This window comes from Chryseobacterium sp. GVT01B, from assembly GCF_019970045.1.
Lineage (GTDB): Bacteria > Bacteroidota > Bacteroidia > Flavobacteriales > Weeksellaceae > Chryseobacterium.
In genome coordinates, this window is record NZ_JAHXYI010000002.1 from 214,455 (window position 1) to 232,535 (window position 18,081).

Sequence of the window (18,081 nt, forward strand, 5' to 3'; positions counted from 1 at the left end):
GCTTTAAAATAGATTCTTTACCTTTATATATCATTTCAAAATTATTTTTATGCCCTGGAATCCCGAATTATACGATCAGTACAAAGATGTACGCTACAAACCCTTTTACGATTTAGCAGCATTAATCAAACCTGAAAACAATATAAAAGCCATTGACTTAGGCTGTGGTACCGGCGAACAAACTTCCATTTTAGCCGAAAAACTGACAGGTTCTACATTTTTAGGAATTGATTCATCAGCAGAAATGCTCGAAAAATCGAAAAAGTTTGAAAATGATAATTTACACTTTAAGCTTCAGAGCATTGAAGAAACAGCACAGTCTGATCAAAAGTGGGATCTTGTTTTCAGTAATGCGGCTTTGCAGTGGGCAGACGATCATGAAGCTTTATTCCCTAAAATCATTGGACTGCTAGCACCTGCAGGACAGTTAGCTATTCAGATGCCTGTTCAGAAAGAAAATGTTCTCAATCAAATTCTCAAGAAAATGGCAGATGAAGAACCTTATACATCACAGCTAAATCATTTCAACCGTGATTCACCGGTGCTTTCAATGGATGATTATGCGCAGATTCTTTTTGATAACGGAATTCAGGATATAGAAATTTTCCAGAAGGTTTATCCTATTATTGCAGATGATCATGAGGCTTTATATGAGTTTATTTCAGGAACAGCCTTATTACCTTATCTGGAACGTCTGGAAGGAAATCAAAAAGAAGATTTCATTACCGAATTTAAATCACGTATCGCACAAAGGTTTACAAAATATCCGGCCATCTATGCATTTAAGCGGATACTGATGTATGGCCGTAAAAAATAAAAAATATTAAAAACAGAAATAGCTGTCTCAGAATTCAAATAGTTTGAACTTTGTCATTGACTACGTCGAATCTTCGATTTCTGACGAAGGAAGAATCTCATTAATAACCAATATATGAGATTCTTCACTACATTTCATTTCGTTCAGAATGACATTTCTGAGACGACTGCTTCTGTTTATTAATAAAATAGTTATTCTTTCAGATTATACAAAAACGGACTTTTCCTGATATACTCAGAATTTTCAATCTGAGAAGCCAAAAACTCAGCCAGATCTGTGGCACTGATGCTTTCTCCTTTACAATCTGTAAGACTTGTTTCAGTTTTAAAACTTTCTTCTGTAAGATGAATTAATGGTAATCTTACCAATGTCCAGTCCAGATTGCTTTCCATAAGAAGTTCATACTCTTTTTGCTTATCAGCTGTTGTTTCAGGATAATTCTGATACATCCAGTCTGTAGCCATTTTTACTCTTTCATTTTTTTGATCGGATGCTGTATTCACACTCAAACCTGTGGTTACCATATAACGACTGATCCCATGATGATGCATCGCCCTGATGATATTTTTCGCAGCATCACTGAAAATAGATTTCTCTCCTTTGGGCTGCCCCAGAGTGCTCATTACAATATCAGTCTCTTCAATTAATGAACGGACAGCTGCTTCATCTCTTACATCTCCTTTCACCACCTCAATTAAGGAATTTTGAATGGTAAAATTTTCAGGATGTCTTAACAAAAGTTTAAGGGAATATCCTTTTTCCAAAAGGGTTTGAACCAGATATTGACCGGATTTTCCTGTTCCTCCGATTACTGCAATTTTATAGGTATTCATAATGATTTTTTTTAATATTAAACATCAATAATCAACAGCAGATTAACCGCTGATGACTGTTGATACTACAAATGACGTATTGCCTTTGCTTTTTAGATATGATATAATAAATGTATAGGGTTCAGAAATTGAACCTAAGATTTTCAGGCTAAAAATACACCTGAATAATAGTAATATGTATTACGAGATTTTAATGAATTAAAGTTACATTTTTTCATCATTAAAAAATCAAAAAATTTATGATTTTGACAACACTTATTAAAAGAGAAAGTTTATAACTTTGATAACGATCTTATTATCAGCAACTTTCAAAATAATCACTTTACACCAATATAATCTATTAATATGGAACCATTTACTGTTAACATTCCTGAATCGGTGATAGCCGACCTGCAAAACCGTATCCAAAATACCCGATGGCCCGAAGAACCTGAAGGCTCTGGCTGGAACTACGGCACCAATGAAACTTATCTGAAAGAGCTTACCAACTACTGGGTAAATGATTACAACTGGAAAATGCATGAGCAGCAGTTAAATCAACACCCCCAGTACACAACCCGTATAGACGGAATTCTGATTCATTTTCAATACATCAGAGGAAAAGGTTCTAATCCCAAACCTTTAATCCTTACCCATGGCTGGCCGGACAGCTATTACCGTTTTCATAAAATTATTCCTTTGCTTACCGAAGGCGAACAGAGTTTTGATCTGATCATCCCATCTATTCCCGGGTTTGGTTTTTCTGATAAAACAGCGGTAAGTAGTGCAAGAGTTGCTGATCTTTGGAAAAAGCTGATGACTGAAGTGCTTGGATATGAAAAATTCTGTGCTGCCGGAGGTGATATAGGTATGGGAGTCGTAAAAGCCTTAATTTCAAAATATCCTGATGTCCTGGAAGCGGTGCATCTTACAGATGTTGGATATCCAACCGGGCAGGAAGATCCGGCAACAATGAGTGAAGATGAGAAACAGTTTGCACAGTTTGTTCAGCAATGGTGGTACAGTGAAGGAGCGTATGCAATGGTACAGTCTACAAAGCCTCAGTCTCTTGCTTACGGACTGAACGATTCTCCTGTAGGGCTTGCAGGCTGGATTATCAGCTTTATCAACGCCGGAGCGCCACCGGAATTAATAGAAACAGTGTTTGGAGGAAGGGATGAAATGCTTACCAATATTATGATTTACTGGGTAACTCAAACAATAGGATCTTCTGCGAGAATGTACAAAGAAGATGCTGCGGCTTTATGGAGCGGAACGTATGTTCATCAAAAGAGTAATGTTCCGGCCGGAGTGCTCGTATTTCCTCGTGAGGCTCAGTTTCCGAAAGAATGGGCAGAACGTTTCGTGAATGTGACCAGCTTTAAAAAGATGAATGAAGGCGGTCATTTTGCCGCCCTGGAATTACCTCATATATTTGCAGATGAACTAAGATCATTCTTTTATTCTGTCAAATAAAACCATTCATGAAGAACTTCTTTACTCTCCTTTTTTCTATTCCTCTTTTTATAACCAGCTGTGCTGTACAAAATAAAAATACTGAAAGTCGTGATTATGAAGTAAAACTGGATACTTTAACGTTTTTTGATCAAAGCAGAAACCGCAAGATTCCTGTTGCTTATTATTATCCAAAAACTGATAAAAAGATTCCCAACCAACAGGTTATTATTTTCAATCATGGCTATGGTTTCAATAAAGGCGGAGATTACTTTGTATATTCTTATTTAACGGAAAAGCTGGCTTCAAAAGGCTATTTTACAGTAAGCATTCAACATGAACTAACTACAGACAAAGCACTGCCAACAGAAGGAAATTTGCAGCTTGTAAGAAGACCTTTCTGGCAAAATGGTTCGGATAATATTCTGTTTGTACTTAATGAACTGAAAAAAACAAAACCGAAACTGGATTACCAACATCTGACATTAATAGGCCATTCCAACGGTGGTGATATGGCAGCGTTATTCGGCAATCAGCATCCTGATCTGGTATATAAACTGATTACAATGGACAACCGGAGAATGTTCCTGCCGAGAACTTCAGTTCCTAAAATTTATACTTTACGTTCTAACGATTATCCGGCTGATGAAGGTGTGCTTCCCAATGAGGAAGAACAAAAAAAGTATTCTATGGCAGTACAAACAACTTCCATCAATCATAGTCACATGGACAATAAAGGCAATGATGAAGAGAAAAAAATCTTAACTGATTTTGTTTTACAATACCTTTCTGAGAACTAATTTCAAAGAACCTCACAAGTTATCCACAACAAATTGTGGATAACTTGTGAATTTTAACATTAAATTCATATTTCGTATTAAAATAATTACTACATTTACTATGTAATAAACATCGAAGTGGAAACTTTATTTGCTTTTCTTACTACTATTGAAATTGCAATTAAATTTGAAATAAAAATTTAAGCACAGCATTGTCGGCTGTGCTTTTTATTGTTGTCTAATTAAAAAAATGAGATGTATTTATCTATTGGATCTGCCCCTAAAGGGCAGATTCTTTTACCCATATACCCTTTGTAAATAAAACTTTCTGAATAGTATTTGACGCAGTCAAAATCTGAAAAAAGTATTTTGTATTGCTTACTTTTTACGCAAAAGTTTAATATATAAATTTATATTCTAAATGTAATCAACTTTGTTGATTCTTTATAAGCCAATGCATAGCTTCATCAGCGACATTGTCGCTTTCTTAGCTTCTTTATTAACAATGTATTGAATTTTGTCTTTGTGTTAAAAAATTTAAAGAATATACGACAAAGCTTCATTTAAAACAGGCCTCATAGTTCAATGGATAGAATAAAAGTTTCCTAAACTTTAGATTCAGGTTCGATCCCTGATGAGGTTACATTTCATATTAAAGTCATTGCTTAAAGGGTTATTGGAGTATTCGAAAAAAAATGGTGGCCGCCATCAGCTTATCAGAGTTAAGAATAAAGATCTGATCAAGGCAAAAATATCGAATACAAGCCTGATATAACGATATGATTTTTATGCTCGTCAAAAATTCTAAAATTGGGTTGAAGCATACAAGATTTAGATATATAATTGCATTAATCTAATAATAAAAAATACTTACAAAAATGAGCTTTATAACTTTTGCTTAATTTGGCTCAGGTGAACCAAATCATCAATAAAGGGCTTGAGAGTACCGTAGAGGTCACAAACGATAATATGCTCAAATTTTGGAAAATTTGAGCATATTTTTTCATATCGTTAGTTCTCAAAGAATTAATGTAGTCAAAATTAAACGTAAATAGATACCCGCATTCCTCTGCAAGATAGATTTTATAGGTCATAAGCAACAACCTTCCTCTTTAAAATAAACCTACCAGCTATCTAATTATAATTCCTGTACTCCTGCGGTGTATTGCCTGTTTTCTGCTTGAAAAGTTTGCTAAAATACTGAGGATATTCAAAGCCCAGCTGATAGGCAATTTCGCCGATGCTTTTGTCACTGCCAAGTAAGATATTCTTCGCTTCTTCCACCAGAAAATAATGGATTTGGTCTTTGGCGTTCATTCCTGTTTCTTTTTTGAGAAGGTCGCTCAGATAATTTGGAGAAAGGTTGATCTTTTCTGCCAGATAGCTTACTGTAGGAAGCCCTTGCTCTTTGATCGCATCAGAATTGAAATAATCCTGCAAAATACGCTCGACCTGCGAGACAATATCACGGTTGGAAGTTTTTCTGGTAATGAATTGCCTTCCGTAATATCTTGTACAATAGTTCAGAAGCACTTCTATATTGGATACGATAAGGCTCTGGCTGTAGTTATCGATATTCTCTTCCAGCTCATTCTGTATCTTCTGTATGCAGTCGAATAATGTTGTCTTTTCTTTATCAGAGAGATGGAGAGCTTCGGAAGATTCATACGAGAAGAATGTATATTCTTTCATTTTCGCTCCCAGAGAAGTTCCCCTAACCAAATCCGGATGGAAAAACAAACCCCATCCCATCATATCTTCTTTTTTCTCAATTTCACTGTCCATCGTGAGCACCTGTCTTGGCCCAATGCAAATCAGGCTTCCGTCCTGAAAATCATAAGATTGCCTGCCGTAACGCAGATTATTGGCACAGTAATTTTTGAACATAATGGAGTAGAAATCACAGCTTACACGTATATCTTCTTCAATCAGCTCATCCACATTGCTGAAGTCAATTACAGCAACCAGTGGATGTTTCGTAACACCTTTTACAAAATTGTTGATCTCAGAAATGCTTTTTAAATGAATAATTGGTTGCACTTTATTGATTTTTTGGTTAAAGTATTTGGCCATAAGTTTGAAGTTTTAAAAATCTTAAATATATTTTTCAGCCTTACAATTTTTGGAAAAAGAATTCTTCATTAAATATGAGAATTGATCCTCTCTACCTTTGTAGTTCTTAATTTTGAAAAAACTATCACTTTCGTATCTCAATTAAAATCGCTTTGTAATAAATATCTGCCCTTTCCTGCGAAAAATAATCTACGACGAGACCTGCCAATGCGAAATAGGTCAGCGCAATACCAATGCCCATCCACGTTGGGTTTCTGGTGCTCCAGAATATCAGAAGGGTGGCAAGGAAAAAGACCGTTGCTACAATTTTTGAAACTTTGTACCCATACTGGAAATCATCTACCCGTTTTTTTTCCAGTTTCGCAAACTCCACTTTATCTTTCTGATAGATTTGCGGTAGTTCCATCATACGTTTCGGGTTGGAGTAAAGCATGCCGCCACCAATAGCGGAATAAATTGCCCCCGCAACGAGTAAAGGAATGAACAAAGCTTTTGCATTAGGTGTAGTACCTGTTTTCCAAAAAAGAAAACCTGCCATTATTGTTATAATGCCGAATGCTACGATGAGTTTGGCTTCAAACAATTCGCCTTTTATCCAGTTGATGGTGTGTTGTATCAATTCCATAATATAATTTTTATATTTTTATTAATTGTATTTCGTTCAAAATTCTACCTGATTCCAATATATCTAAGCGTTCTGCGGGGTTTAATGCATAATCCAGCATCAAATCAGCAAGGTCACTCACCGGTAAAGGTTTCATTTTCCTGAAAAGTCCTAATTTATTAAAAAAGCAAATGACATTAACCCCTATTCTTTCTCCAATTCGATCAGTATTTGGGCGGATCAAAGGACCGGGGCGGAAAACCACAAGATTTTTAAATTTCAATTCTGTAATAGCTTTCTCCAGCTCACCCTTCATCCTTGAGTAAAAGATCGGCGATTTGTGATTCGCTGTAGATGAGGAGACCAATATAAAATAGGGTATTTTATTAGCTTTTGCGATTTTGGCAAATTCATACTGATAATCATAATCCACCCTGTGTTGGTTCTTCTTGCTTCCCACATTTCTAAGAGTCGTTCCCAGACAGGAAAATGCCACATCACCGTGAACGACATCTTTCCATTGCCAGCTTTCTTCAAAATCTACGATTATCGTTTGTAATTTTTGGTTTTTCACCGGCAATGGTTTCCGAACGAGTGCCACGACCTCATCAAAAGCATCATTATTTAAAAGCCGGTTCAGCAATTCTTTCCCAGTGGCTCCGGAAGCTCCAATCAGAATAGCTTTCATAATTCTCCTTTTTAAATTTAAACAAAATACAAACAACTCAGAAAGAAGAAACGGGCTAAGCCATTTTTGTAATCATGCTATCAAACATCCTGTCACTGAAATATTTACGCATCCACAATACAGGACCTGCGAAATATCCTTTGGCATAGCGGGTTTTAGGTTTTGCTACTGTTGCTGCCTTCACAATTTCTTTAGCCAGCAATGCGGGCTCGGAAAGGTTTTTTCCGGAAGTGTACATTTGCTTCATGTTATCAGCGGTTTTATTAGCTCCTACCGCATATGCTCCGCTGCCTGATGTTTTCTTGAGGTTATCTGCCGCAATGCTTCCCCACTCAGTCTTGATTCCGCCCGGTTCTACAATTACCACATCAATCCCGAAAGGTTTGGTCTCGATTCTCAGACAGTCTGACCAGCCTTCCAAAGCATGTTTTGTGGCGTGATACCAGGCTCCGTAAGGCGTATAGATTTTCCCGCCAATGGATGAAATATTGACAATGCGACCAAAATGCTGTTTTCTCATAGAAGGAAGAATCAACTGGGTAAGACGTGCCAAGCCAAATATATTGACCTCGAACTGTCTTTTTGCTTCTTCAATAGAGACATCCTCCACAGCTCCGTAAGAACCGTAGCCTGCATTATTGATGAGGATATCGATTTTACCTTCTTTCTGAAGTATCGTATTGACACAGTCGACAATGCTCTCGTCTTTGGTCAGGTCAAGTGAAATTACCGAAACACCTTTCGCTTCCAGAGATTTCATTTTATCTGTTCTTCTGGCAGCGCCATACACCTTATATCCTTTTTGACTTAATAAAACGGCTGTAATTTCTCCCATTCCGGAAGAAGCTCCTGTTACTAATGCTACTTTACTCATAGTATTGATTTTTATTGGTACAAAGTTCTGATTTATTAAGATCATCTGATAAGACAAATCCACTATTGTTGTATACAAATCCATTATGCTTTTGTAGAAATTCCTTTGATTTTGATCAAAAATTAAATAATAAAACCTCACAAACTAAAAAGTCTGTAAGGTTCTATTATTATAAAACGAAATATTTTTTAAAAATACTTCAAAGCGCCCGTCCTTTTCAATAATTCCCCACTACCAGCTGTTTTCAATAGCAAACTGAGCCATATTCTCGAGCTCATCATACAAAAATTGGTTTCTCTACATTTTCAAACTCAGGGTATTCCCAAAATCACCGAATCACGAAGTAATAATAACTTAATTATCAGTGTTTTGATTTTCATGTAAATCTATTTTCTATGAATATATGGAACCGCCTTTCTTCATTAGCCTTTACTTCCGGATTCTACCAATGACGATTCCATAATTTGAATTAATTTTAAAATTTTTACTTAATTCTGTGGAATGTTGCTGTCTTTCCAAGCAATGACACTCCCATAAAGCCACGAAGATTCATCTTCCCATCTTTAACCCAGGCTTTACATTTGTAAGTGTCTCCGCTTGGTGCATTGTATATCTTACCGTCCACATACTCTTCTCCGTCCCATATAAGTCCTGTGAGGCTGATAATTCCTATCAAATCTCTTGAACGGAGTTTTACATCCGGATTTTTGGTGTCTTTTTTAGAGGTCACCCCATCTTTCTCAACAATCTGGTTGCCCCAAAGGTATCTGCCATAATATTTGTCACCTTGTTTAAAGATTTCCATCTTCACATCTTTTTTGTCAGACTCCCATTTTCCCAATATGGCATCCGCTTTGTCCTGTGCAAAAGTTCTACCGGCAAAAGCCAGCATCAATACGAATAAGATTTTTAATGTTTTCATTGCTATAAAATTTAATGGTTAAAAATTGGTTGATTAATGTAAAATATCCATTGCTTCAACATACTGATGCAAAGATGACAATAACAGTATTGAGGGAGATAATACAAATCCACGGTTGTTGTATACATTTTACAGAAATGCAGCGGTTTGAAAAAGGGTATTTGCGTTCTATATGAGTGTAAAAGAATTATGAAAAAAGATCCCAGATTATATATGGCAAAAAATCTTAGCCCGAAAGAGTTAATCTTTCAGGCGATTACAAGAGATGGAATCAGACTAAACCATGGATAATGACTGTCGAATATTTGACCGAATATGATTATTCAGGACACAGAAGTAATATATTTCAGTTACTATTGAAATATCAGAATTTATAAACTTTCAACAAGGGTAAAATGATACTAATTAATATTTAATGATTTGCTCTGTCCAGGTTGGACCTGTAATATAGAACATTCCACCTTTATAATGAACGGGTTCGATTCCCATCTGATATAATTTACTTAAGGAATAACCACAACCACTTTACCAACCGTCCTACCCGACTCCAATTGAAGATGTGCTTCTTTCATTTCTTCAAAAGAAAATATTTTAGAGATATGTGGTTTAATAGCTCCACTTTCTAAAAGAGATGCAATTTCTTTCATATGTTCACCGTTGGATCTTACCAAAATGAAATAGCCGTTTATACCTTTTGATTTAACTTTTTCTATAATTTCTTCATTCAGTCCCGTGGGAATACTTATGATAGTTCCACCCGATTTAGTGACCTCAGTCGAATGATCAATATTATTCCCTCCAATAGTATCCAAAACAAAATCATATTCAGGTTTTTGTTTAGACCAATCATAAGTATGATAATCGATATAATGGTCTACTCCTAAACTCAATACAAAGTCTTTATTTTTTTCAGATGATGTTCCGGTAACTGTTGCTCCCAAATATTTTGCAAGCTGTACTGCGAAATGTCCTACTCCTCCGGAAGCAGCATGAATGAGTACATTCTGCTTTTTTTGAACTTTCCCGTTAACGACTAATGCCTGCCAAGCCGTTAGTGCCGCTAAAGTTGAAACAGCAGTTTCTTCAAAGGAAATATTTTTAGGTTTAATAGCTAGTTGAGAAGCAGGTGCTGCAACATATTCTGCATATGCATTACCATTTCCCGGAAAATTGACCATTGCAAAAACCTCATCTCCGGTTTTAAAATCCGGGCTGCTGCTTTTCTCCACAATACCCGAAATATCCCACCCCAAAACAAGAGGATCATCTTTTTTCATCAGATTATACATCCCTTCTCCTTTTCTGGTTTTTGTATCTACAGGATTGATACTAATGGCTTTTACTTTTATCAAAACTTCATCCGAACTAATCTCAGGAATCGGGAGTTCTATGTATTCCAATTGGTCAACATCTCCAGTTGCTTTCAATATAATTGCTTTCATTATAAATATTTACCTAAGTTTAATTCAACATCACCATACGTCTGTAATCCCTGATCCAGCAGATTTTTGATTCTGCCTCTGGCTTCTGGCTCTGTAAGGGAAGCAAAAAATTTGGTTTGGGTTTCCATTATGTGCTCATTTCTCGGAATAATTACCCTTTCATTCATAATAGATTTTATGCTTGTAATAATTTTCTTATCGAAAGAAGCAATCCTATTTGCCAGATTTTCTACAAATGCATCCAATTCATTATCTGGAAAAGCCCTGTTAATCCAGCCGTAATCTGCGGCTGTTTCCGCATCAAAATCATCACCACTCAGGATAATTTCCAAAGCTCTGGCTTTACCGGTAAGAAGATGTAATCGCTCTAATCCACCACCTCCGGGGAACGAACCAATTCCTATTTCCGGCTGTGCAAAGAATGCTTTTTCCTTGCTTGCAAAACGCATATCAAAAGCCTGAATAAATTCACTTCCAAGACCTCTTGCCCGTCCTCTGATAGATGCAATACTTACAAACGGAGCCTGCTCAAGACGCTTGGCAACATCCGGCCAGGAAATAGACAGTCCAGTTTCTCCGGTGCCTTTTGGAAATTCAAAAATATTGATCAATTCTGCGTGTGCCACATAGAAATCCGGATTTGCACTTTCGAACACCACAACCTTCAGATTTTCATTGGCTTCCAATTCACTCATTAATTCTCTTAATTGGACAGAAAATTCAGGGTCGAAAATATTTACCGGAGGATTATCTATTGTTACTTTCCAGTAGCTCTCACTTATTTTTTGTGTAGTAAAAATCATAGTAATAATTTTAAATGATGTAATCTTAAAAACATTTTTTTGTCTGTTCAAAATTAATTGTACAAACACTGGATTTTTAACACAAATCGGGGAATATCTTATATTTTTCTCTGATTTCTGATTTCTGTTGGTGAGATGCCTTTGATATTTTTAAAAAATCTTGAGAAATATGGAACGTTTGTAAAACCCAATTGATAAGCCACATCGCTAATATTCATATCTGTCTGAAGTAATAAAATTTCAGCCTGCTCAATCATAAACTCCTGAATAAAACTGATTGTACTTTTCCCGGTTTCTGCACGCATAAGGTCTGTAAGATAGTTAGAAGACATGTTAAGCTCTTCGGCAACAGATGAAACAGTAGGAAAACCAGAAACAGGTTTTGATAAATCTTTATAACGGTTTTGCAGTAAGCTTTTTAACTTTGAAGAAACCGAAACAGCCTTTGTTGCTTTGTTTTTAAATTGTCTTTCATAAAAAGCATCTGCATATGAAAGAACAACATTTAATAGTGAAAGAATAATATTGATGTTTGCATTAACTTTATTTTCAAGCAGCTCTATATGTATTCTTGTAAAAAGCCAGGTGATAATCTCTTCTTCCTCCGCTGTCATAAATAAAGCATCATTAATCTCATAGCTGAAATATTTGTACTGATGGATCTTGGCTGCAATTGGATTTTGTTTGATCAGATCAGGATGAAAGACAAACGCATAACCGTCCCAGAAAGTCAGGCTGTCCCAGGAAACAACCTGTCCCGGTTCACTAAAAAGCATTAACCCATTCTCGGTATAATATTTACTATTTCCGTAATTGATGTCTCCGGTAAAATTTTTCTTTAATGAAATTTTGAAGAGATTTACCTGTATCTCGTCACTCGACTGTGGAAAATTCGGGATCGCCTGTTTACATACTCTACTATCCATCATTGGATGCAAAGGTTCAGTAAGATTAAGATATTTATTATAGGTTGTTAAATCACTAAAGGTTTTCATTTAACAAAAATGCGAAATTGTTATGAATTTTAAATTGAGCTGAGTTATTTGATTTCGTTTTTTTGTTCTTTACAAGACAAACACTGGCAAATAAAGAGTTATTGTTCCGGTATGGCTAAATTGCAATAAGTTTGCAATACAATAGCTTGCAGAGTTTATAAAATACTTTTAAGTAATGTGTTAACAAGTAATTTATTATTGATACGATTCCCAGTCAATATTATCTTTTGCCCATTGCTTGGCAGAGGTTGTCGGAATCTGTTTTTGCCATTAAATGTCTTTTCTAATGGCCAGGAAACACCTCTTCCCGCTCCAAATATGGAACGGTATTTTTTAACGAAATTGGTGGGATCATTTTTAGATCATTGGCTATTTCATTGATATCATTTTTGTGGAATGCACTGATACTTACCAAAACCGTCTCTCCTTTTGAATAGTTTCCCAATACTCTCTGAATTCTTTTAGATTGTAAAAAAGTGCGGTAGAGAAAAGGTATAGAGCATAGTGCCAATATTATTAATCACTTCTTTTGTACTATGATTAATATTAAGCTTTCAGAAAACCCTGCACATATTTTATGGCATCCTTACCAATTTCTTCAGGTGAATTGTGTCCGCTGTAATCAAATTTTACTTTGATGTTATTTTGAAACACACTACCCCATTTGGCAAGGAAAGGTTCCGGAAAGGCTTTATCTTTCATTCCCCATAGTAATAGTACAGGAAGCTCCTTGATTCGGTCTCTTTTATTCCATAAGCTACTCAACCATTCATCTTCAGCCAGGAAGGATCTTGGGAAAATCCAGGTTCCTTTTCTGGTTTTAGCATAAGGGAATGGCTTAACATAATGCTGATGAATAGCTTTTGAATAGTTTTTTTATCTCCGAGATCCATCTTCATTAATACCTTCGGAAAGAAGTTAAAATATCTGCAGAGATTCCTTCCCAAAGCTGATCCCATAAATTTACTAAAACCACTCAGGGTTTTATCATCTTTGACTGACCAAAACCAGCTGTTGAAGACAATAAACCTTCTTATATTATCAGGATGATTCTGTGCATAATCCATTCCTATCGGGCCACCCCAATCATGAATTATCAGGGTGATATCATTCAGCTTAAGTGCAGAGATAACGGATTCTAAATTTTCAGCATGAAACTGCGGAAGGTAAGATACCTGATATGGCTTATCTGAAAGCCCAAATCCAATATGATCAATTGCGATACAACGGTGTGTTTTGCTAAAGTGTTTAATAAGTTCACGATATCCAAAAGACCAGTTGGGATTACCATGCACAAACAAAAGGACCTCACCTTCTCCCTCATCAATGTAGTGGATTTTTCCATATCTGGATTCAATAAAATTAGAATGGAAAGGATATTCTTCCTGATTTAACCAATCCGTATTCATTATACTTTTCATTTTTAGTTTTTTTTAAAATAAAATTTTAGCGAATTCGTCTGCAAACTTTTTAAAGCCGGTAGCCCCGGGCAATACACGCTGACTTTCTTTAAAATAGGCTCTCAGCAAAACTCCTTCCCTTAAAGCAATTCCCATATCTATAATATATGTATGGGCCATTTCAGGACTCATTCCCTGCTTTAAAAGACTTTCAAGCAATTGCTGATCGGGAAATTCAACCCATCGCAAATCCGGAATATTTATGGTCTTTCCCAAAGTTTCTGCAATTTCTTTTCCTGTAATTTCATCACTTACTACATACAAACTACTTTTCTTACTAAAATTACGATGATGTAATGCTTCAAATGCCACCTGCGCTATATCATGAGGATGAGAAAGAGGCAGGATGATATTTCCACCGAAATTATTGCCGATGATATGTTGCTGACATATCATATCGGCCGACCCATAAAAATTGGAATAAAATAGTCCTGGCCTTAGATGCAATACGCTGGTTCCGTCAATAGAATCAAATTGCTTTTCGTTATGGTAATTGGCTCCCGCCGGACCAGGTCCATCCGGGAGATGGGAACCGATACCACTTAAGTTAACGACATACGGAACACTATTTTCCTTAACTGCCTTTACATAGACATCTCCTACTTTCTTTATTTCTGCCGCTGTTCCATAACTTGGCGGAACCATTGTATATACAGCATCTGAATTTTTAAATGCATTATTGATAAAGTGCTCATCATCCAACCTGCCAACAAGGGCTGTGGCTCCGAGGGCCTTGATTTCCCTTATTCTTTCCTGCCTTGAGGAAATAACATATACATCATGACCAGCATTGACTAATTTTTCTGTCAGAATTCCGCTGATGTTTCCTAATGACCCTGTGACTGTAACTTTCATATTATTAAAGGTTTAAAATTATTGTACAAATCTAATTTTATACTTACTTTTGTACAAGTACTGACCCCATAGTAGGTATAAAATGACAGCAATAAAAAAGACTTCCGTTATACAGGAAAATAAGGGTAATGCCCACATATCATGTCCTGTCACTTTTGTTATGGAAAAAATTGGTGGCTATTGGAAACCGATCATTATGTTCAATCTTTTATCTGGTGAAAAAAGGTACAGTGAGCTTAAAAGGTCAATTGATACCATAACAGAAAAGGTTCTGATCCAGCAATTGAAACAGTTGGAAAGCGATGGGCTCCTGATCAGAAAGTCAAGACCAGTAGTACCACCACACGTTACCTATGAGCTCTCAACGGCAGGAAAAGAACTATATCCTGTGCTTCGTGAAATGGCCATTTGGGCTACTAACCACGGGGAATCTTATCAATCGCAGTTTAGAAAGCAAATGAAGGATTTTCCAGAAATTGAATCGGTATGATTGCTGATCTTTGTTCAGGCATCTTTTGCCGATGACGATATACTTAAATGCACCGGATCATATTTATATAAATTTTGGAATTAAAACAGCTTATCTCCCGGTTCAAAATATTCATATATACTTTCTATTCGCAATAAATCTTCTTTAAAAAAATTCGAGAAATCACCCATTGGGCCCACCATAAAATGACAAGCTGTTTTCTTATCATTTTTCTTATCACCCACATTACATAACCTGCTGGTCACTTCATGGGTAACCAAAAGGTCAACACCGATTTTCTTACAGGAACTTTAAACAGCCTGGCAAGAACGGCAGCGCTGTTTGTAATGAATGATAATAAAGACCAGCACAATGAATATAAAGCGAATATCTTTCACTTATTATTCTTATGGCTGGGTTTTCTCTCCGGCGCTTTGGCGGCTCCTTTCCTACTCGCTTTTCAGGAAACCGGGCACTGATTTTACAGGCAGTTTTACTGCTGATTTACGCATTTACAATACCAATTTCAACTCTTAAAAACTAATCCAATGTTACAAAAAAGATACCCAACCTGTTTTCTTTAATTCTTTAATGGAAAACGGCTCTTTCTCGAAGAAACATTGCGTTGGTAAGTTTTTTTCTTAAGATTTAATAATTTCGGTCTGAGGATTTATTCAGACTTTTTTTATTTGAATAAAACTTTGGATAAGATTGGAGAGATGTTCCATAATTTTATTGGAAAAAGCAATGTTCTGCGTATATCAAAATTACAATTTGCATATTCTTTTTCAAAGATATTGAGATTATTGTTTTTTCTTATAATGAATGATAGGAAGACTTCTTAATATAGCTGCACTTTGCTCCGGGGTGATGTCCCGCTGAGGCTCAGCCAGCATTTCATAGCCTACCATAAATTTTTTAACTTCCGCACTTCTGAGCAAAGGAGGATAAAAATGCATATGAAAATGCCATTCCTGATGTTCTCTGCCGTCTGTAGGTGACTGGTGGATTCCCGCAGAATAAGGAAATGATGTTTCAAAAAGATTGTCATATATCGTGGTTAAATTCTTAATAATGACAGCAAAAGATTCTTTTTCCTCTTCAGAAAATGCAGCAATATTTTCTCTTTTCTGCTTACTGATAATCATCGTTTCATAAGGCCATGATGCCCAAAACGGCACCAATGCAGCAAAATGTTCATTTTCTGTAACAATGCGTTCCCCTGCCTTGATCTCCTGATCAAGATAGTCTTCCAGTAATGTTCTTTTATTTCTGTCAAAATAAGTTTTCAATTGATCCTGAGTTTTCTGAACCATCACAGGAATTGACGACTGCGCCCATATCTGACCGTGCGGATGAGGGTTGCTGCACCCCATGATGCTTCCTTTATTTTCAAAAATCTGAATATAGTTGATATAGTCCAAAGCGGCCAGTTCATTGAACTGCTCCTGCCATACATTCACCACATTTTTTATTTGCTCCACAGACATTTCCGGCAAGGTAAGGCTATGATTTTCAGAAAAGCATACTACCCTGTTGATTCCACGTTCCGGAAGAAGGGTAAAAAATCCTGGCTGTTCCTCGGAAAAATCAACTTCTTCATTCAACAATGCTCCAAAATCATTATTAAAAACATAAGTTCCTTTATATGAAGGATTTTGGGCTTCGTTAGCCCGCATATTTCCGGAACAGAGATAGCAGCTTGGGTCATATTCAGGACGGTTTTCTTCTGTTATCTCTTCTCTTTGCCCCTGCCATGGCCGGTTAGCACGTTGTGGAGAAACCAGTATCCATTCATTCAGAAGAGGATTATATCTTCTGTGAGGATGCTTTTTAGGATCAAATGATATATTCATTGGTGTATTCTTTTATCCCATCAGAAATTTTAACATCATAAACTTTCAGCTGAATATTAAAATTTTCCAGATATTTTTCACTGATAGTCCGGATCACTTCCTCAGCTTTGGTTTCATGAATAAGGTTAATACTGCAGCCTCCGAAACCGCCTCCCATGATTCTTGCTCCCAATACTCCTTCCTGTTGTACTGCATTTTCCACTAAAAAATCAAGTTCATGACAGCTGACCTCAAATTCTGTTGAAAGCCCGGCATGGGTTTCTGTGAGGAGTGTTCCCAGATATTCAATATTTCCTTCTGAAATAGCTCTGGCAGCCATTTCCACTCTTTGGATTTCTTTAATAAGATAGAGACATCTTTTATATGAAATACTTCCCATCTCTTCTTTTACATGATCAAGCATCTCCAGCGTAACATCTCTGAATTTTTTGATTTCCGGGAAATTTTTTCTTAAAACTTTTTTTCCGTGTTCAACATCTTTACGTCTTTCATTATACCCCGAAGTCAGATGAGCATGTTTTACACAGCTATCAAAAAGCAGCAGACTGTATCCTTTAAGGTCGGCATCAAAATATTGGTGCTCCAGGGAATTACAGTCGAGCATAATTACTTTATCTTCCTTCCCGAATACAGAGGCAAACTGATCCATAATTCCGCATTGAACTCCGGCAAAAGAATGTTCTGATTTTTGCCCGATCACGGCAATTTCTTTTTTTGATATCCTAAGATCAAAAAGTTCATTGAGGATATAGGCAAAACCACATTCAAGGGCTGCTGATGAAGAAAGTCCGGCTCCCATCGGAATGGTACTGCTGAAGACAACTTCCATCCCGCAAAACTGATTTTCCGGTTTCTGCAGCTGGCTGAAAACACCCAGAATATAGTTCATCCACATCTGCTGAACCGGTTTTATTTCCATCGAGACATCAAATGTATATTTTTCTCCAAGATCTTTGGCTATGATGGTACAAAAATTTGTCTGAGGGAGTTTACGGACAGCAAAACAGATGTATTTGTCTATGGCAGCAGGAAGTACAAATCCATCGCTATAGTCTACATGTTCACCGATAATGTTAATTCTTCCGGGAGAAAGGAAAATATGTTCGGGTTCTGATTTGAACTCGGTTTTAAATTTCTCTATGGTTGGGTTGATTAAGTGTTCATCCATATCAATCTT

At 36.4% G+C, this 18,081-nt stretch carries 19 protein-coding genes and 1 tRNA gene; 6 read left to right on the plus strand and 14 right to left on the minus strand.

Annotation, left to right across the window (positions count from 1 at the left end; genetic code table 11):
- The first annotated feature begins 49 nt into the window (after positions 1-49).
- Complete coding sequence (locus LC457_RS04445) at positions 50-817, plus strand: methyltransferase domain-containing protein (protein WP_223598786.1); 768 nt, start codon at positions 50-52, stop codon at positions 815-817.
- A gap of 191 nt (positions 818-1,008) precedes the next feature.
- On the opposite strand, the gene LC457_RS04450 is transcribed toward LC457_RS04445, so the two are convergent.
- On the minus strand, positions 1,009-1,650 hold the full coding sequence (locus tag LC457_RS04450; protein WP_223598787.1) for an NAD(P)-dependent oxidoreductase: 642 nt from the start codon (positions 1,648-1,650) through the stop codon (positions 1,009-1,011).
- 345 nt (positions 1,651-1,995) lie between these two features.
- Here LC457_RS04450 and LC457_RS04455 point away from each other — a divergent pair, with 345 nt between their 5' ends.
- From LC457_RS04455 to LC457_RS04465, 3 genes are all read left to right on the plus strand, one after another.
- Positions 1,996-3,105, plus strand: a complete 1,110-nt coding sequence (locus LC457_RS04455; protein ID WP_223598788.1) for an epoxide hydrolase family protein — start codon at positions 1,996-1,998, stop codon at positions 3,103-3,105.
- Positions 3,106-3,113: 8 nt separating this feature from the next.
- A complete protein-coding gene (locus tag LC457_RS04460) occupies positions 3,114-3,884 on the plus strand; it encodes an alpha/beta hydrolase (RefSeq protein ID WP_223598789.1) in 771 nt (256 codons plus the stop codon).
- 550 nt (positions 3,885-4,434) lie between these two features.
- Positions 4,435-4,506 (plus strand) — tRNA-Arg (locus LC457_RS04465).
- A gap of 491 nt (positions 4,507-4,997) precedes the next feature.
- Here LC457_RS04465 and LC457_RS04470 read toward each other — a convergent pair.
- The 11 genes from LC457_RS04470 to LC457_RS04520 all read right to left on the minus strand — a co-directional run bounded on the left by LC457_RS04470 (position 4,998) and on the right by LC457_RS04520 (position 14,579).
- Entirely contained in the window at positions 4,998-5,936 is a 939-nt protein-coding gene (locus LC457_RS04470) for an AraC family transcriptional regulator (RefSeq protein ID WP_223598790.1), read from the minus strand.
- Between the two features lie 124 nt (positions 5,937-6,060).
- Positions 6,061-6,555 (minus strand): hypothetical protein, encoded by a 495-nt coding sequence (locus tag LC457_RS04475; RefSeq protein WP_223598791.1) that lies wholly within the window; start codon positions 6,553-6,555, stop codon positions 6,061-6,063.
- 16 nt (positions 6,556-6,571) lie between these two features.
- Positions 6,572-7,228, minus strand: a complete 657-nt coding sequence (locus LC457_RS04480) for an NAD(P)H-binding protein (RefSeq protein WP_223598792.1) — start codon at positions 7,226-7,228, stop codon at positions 6,572-6,574.
- A gap of 55 nt (positions 7,229-7,283) precedes the next feature.
- Positions 7,284-8,102 (minus strand): oxidoreductase, encoded by an 819-nt coding sequence (locus LC457_RS04485; protein ID WP_223598793.1) that lies wholly within the window; start codon positions 8,100-8,102, stop codon positions 7,284-7,286.
- A gap of 484 nt (positions 8,103-8,586) precedes the next feature.
- Positions 8,587-9,024, minus strand: coding sequence for a DUF2147 domain-containing protein (locus LC457_RS04490; RefSeq protein ID WP_223598794.1), 438 nt, complete (start codon positions 9,022-9,024; stop codon positions 8,587-8,589).
- 503 nt (positions 9,025-9,527) lie between these two features.
- Complete coding sequence (locus tag LC457_RS04495) at positions 9,528-10,466, minus strand: NADP-dependent oxidoreductase (RefSeq protein WP_223598795.1); 939 nt, start codon at positions 10,464-10,466, stop codon at positions 9,528-9,530.
- On the minus strand, positions 10,466-11,269 hold the full coding sequence (locus tag LC457_RS04500) for an enoyl-CoA hydratase/isomerase family protein (protein ID WP_223598796.1): 804 nt from the start codon (positions 11,267-11,269) through the stop codon (positions 10,466-10,468). The genes LC457_RS04495 and LC457_RS04500 overlap by 1 nt, the downstream gene beginning before the upstream one ends.
- Positions 11,270-11,367: 98 nt before the next feature.
- Positions 11,368-12,264, minus strand: coding sequence for an AraC family transcriptional regulator (locus tag LC457_RS04505; protein WP_223598797.1), 897 nt, complete (start codon positions 12,262-12,264; stop codon positions 11,368-11,370).
- 546 nt (positions 12,265-12,810) lie between these two features.
- Entirely contained in the window at positions 12,811-13,029 is a 219-nt protein-coding gene (locus tag LC457_RS04510) for a hypothetical protein (protein ID WP_223598798.1), read from the minus strand.
- Positions 13,026-13,685 (minus strand): alpha/beta fold hydrolase, encoded by a 660-nt coding sequence (locus LC457_RS04515; RefSeq protein WP_223598799.1) that lies wholly within the window; start codon positions 13,683-13,685, stop codon positions 13,026-13,028. Before LC457_RS04515 ends, LC457_RS04510 begins: the two co-directional genes overlap by 4 nt.
- Positions 13,686-13,697: 12 nt before the next feature.
- Complete coding sequence (locus LC457_RS04520) at positions 13,698-14,579, minus strand: NmrA family NAD(P)-binding protein (protein WP_223598800.1); 882 nt, start codon at positions 14,577-14,579, stop codon at positions 13,698-13,700.
- An 82-nt stretch (positions 14,580-14,661) separates the two neighbouring features.
- Between LC457_RS04520 and LC457_RS04525 the strand changes: the two genes are divergently transcribed.
- Both LC457_RS04525 and LC457_RS04530 read left to right on the plus strand, forming a co-directional pair.
- A complete protein-coding gene (locus tag LC457_RS04525) occupies positions 14,662-15,069 on the plus strand; it encodes a helix-turn-helix domain-containing protein (RefSeq protein ID WP_223598801.1) in 408 nt (135 codons plus the stop codon).
- Between the two features lie 248 nt (positions 15,070-15,317).
- Positions 15,318-15,527, plus strand: a complete 210-nt coding sequence (locus LC457_RS04530) for a hypothetical protein (protein WP_223598802.1) — start codon at positions 15,318-15,320, stop codon at positions 15,525-15,527.
- Positions 15,528-15,851: 324 nt separating this feature from the next.
- Here LC457_RS04530 and LC457_RS04535 read toward each other — a convergent pair whose 3' ends face one another.
- Positions 15,852-16,904, minus strand: a complete 1,053-nt coding sequence (locus LC457_RS04535; RefSeq protein WP_223598803.1) for a UDP-glucose--hexose-1-phosphate uridylyltransferase — start codon at positions 16,902-16,904, stop codon at positions 15,852-15,854.
- Positions 16,888-18,072 (minus strand): galactokinase, encoded by a 1,185-nt coding sequence (galK, locus tag LC457_RS04540; RefSeq protein ID WP_223598804.1) that lies wholly within the window; start codon positions 18,070-18,072, stop codon positions 16,888-16,890. Before galK ends, LC457_RS04535 begins: the two co-directional genes overlap by 17 nt.
- Between the last annotated feature and the right edge of the window lie 9 nt (positions 18,073-18,081).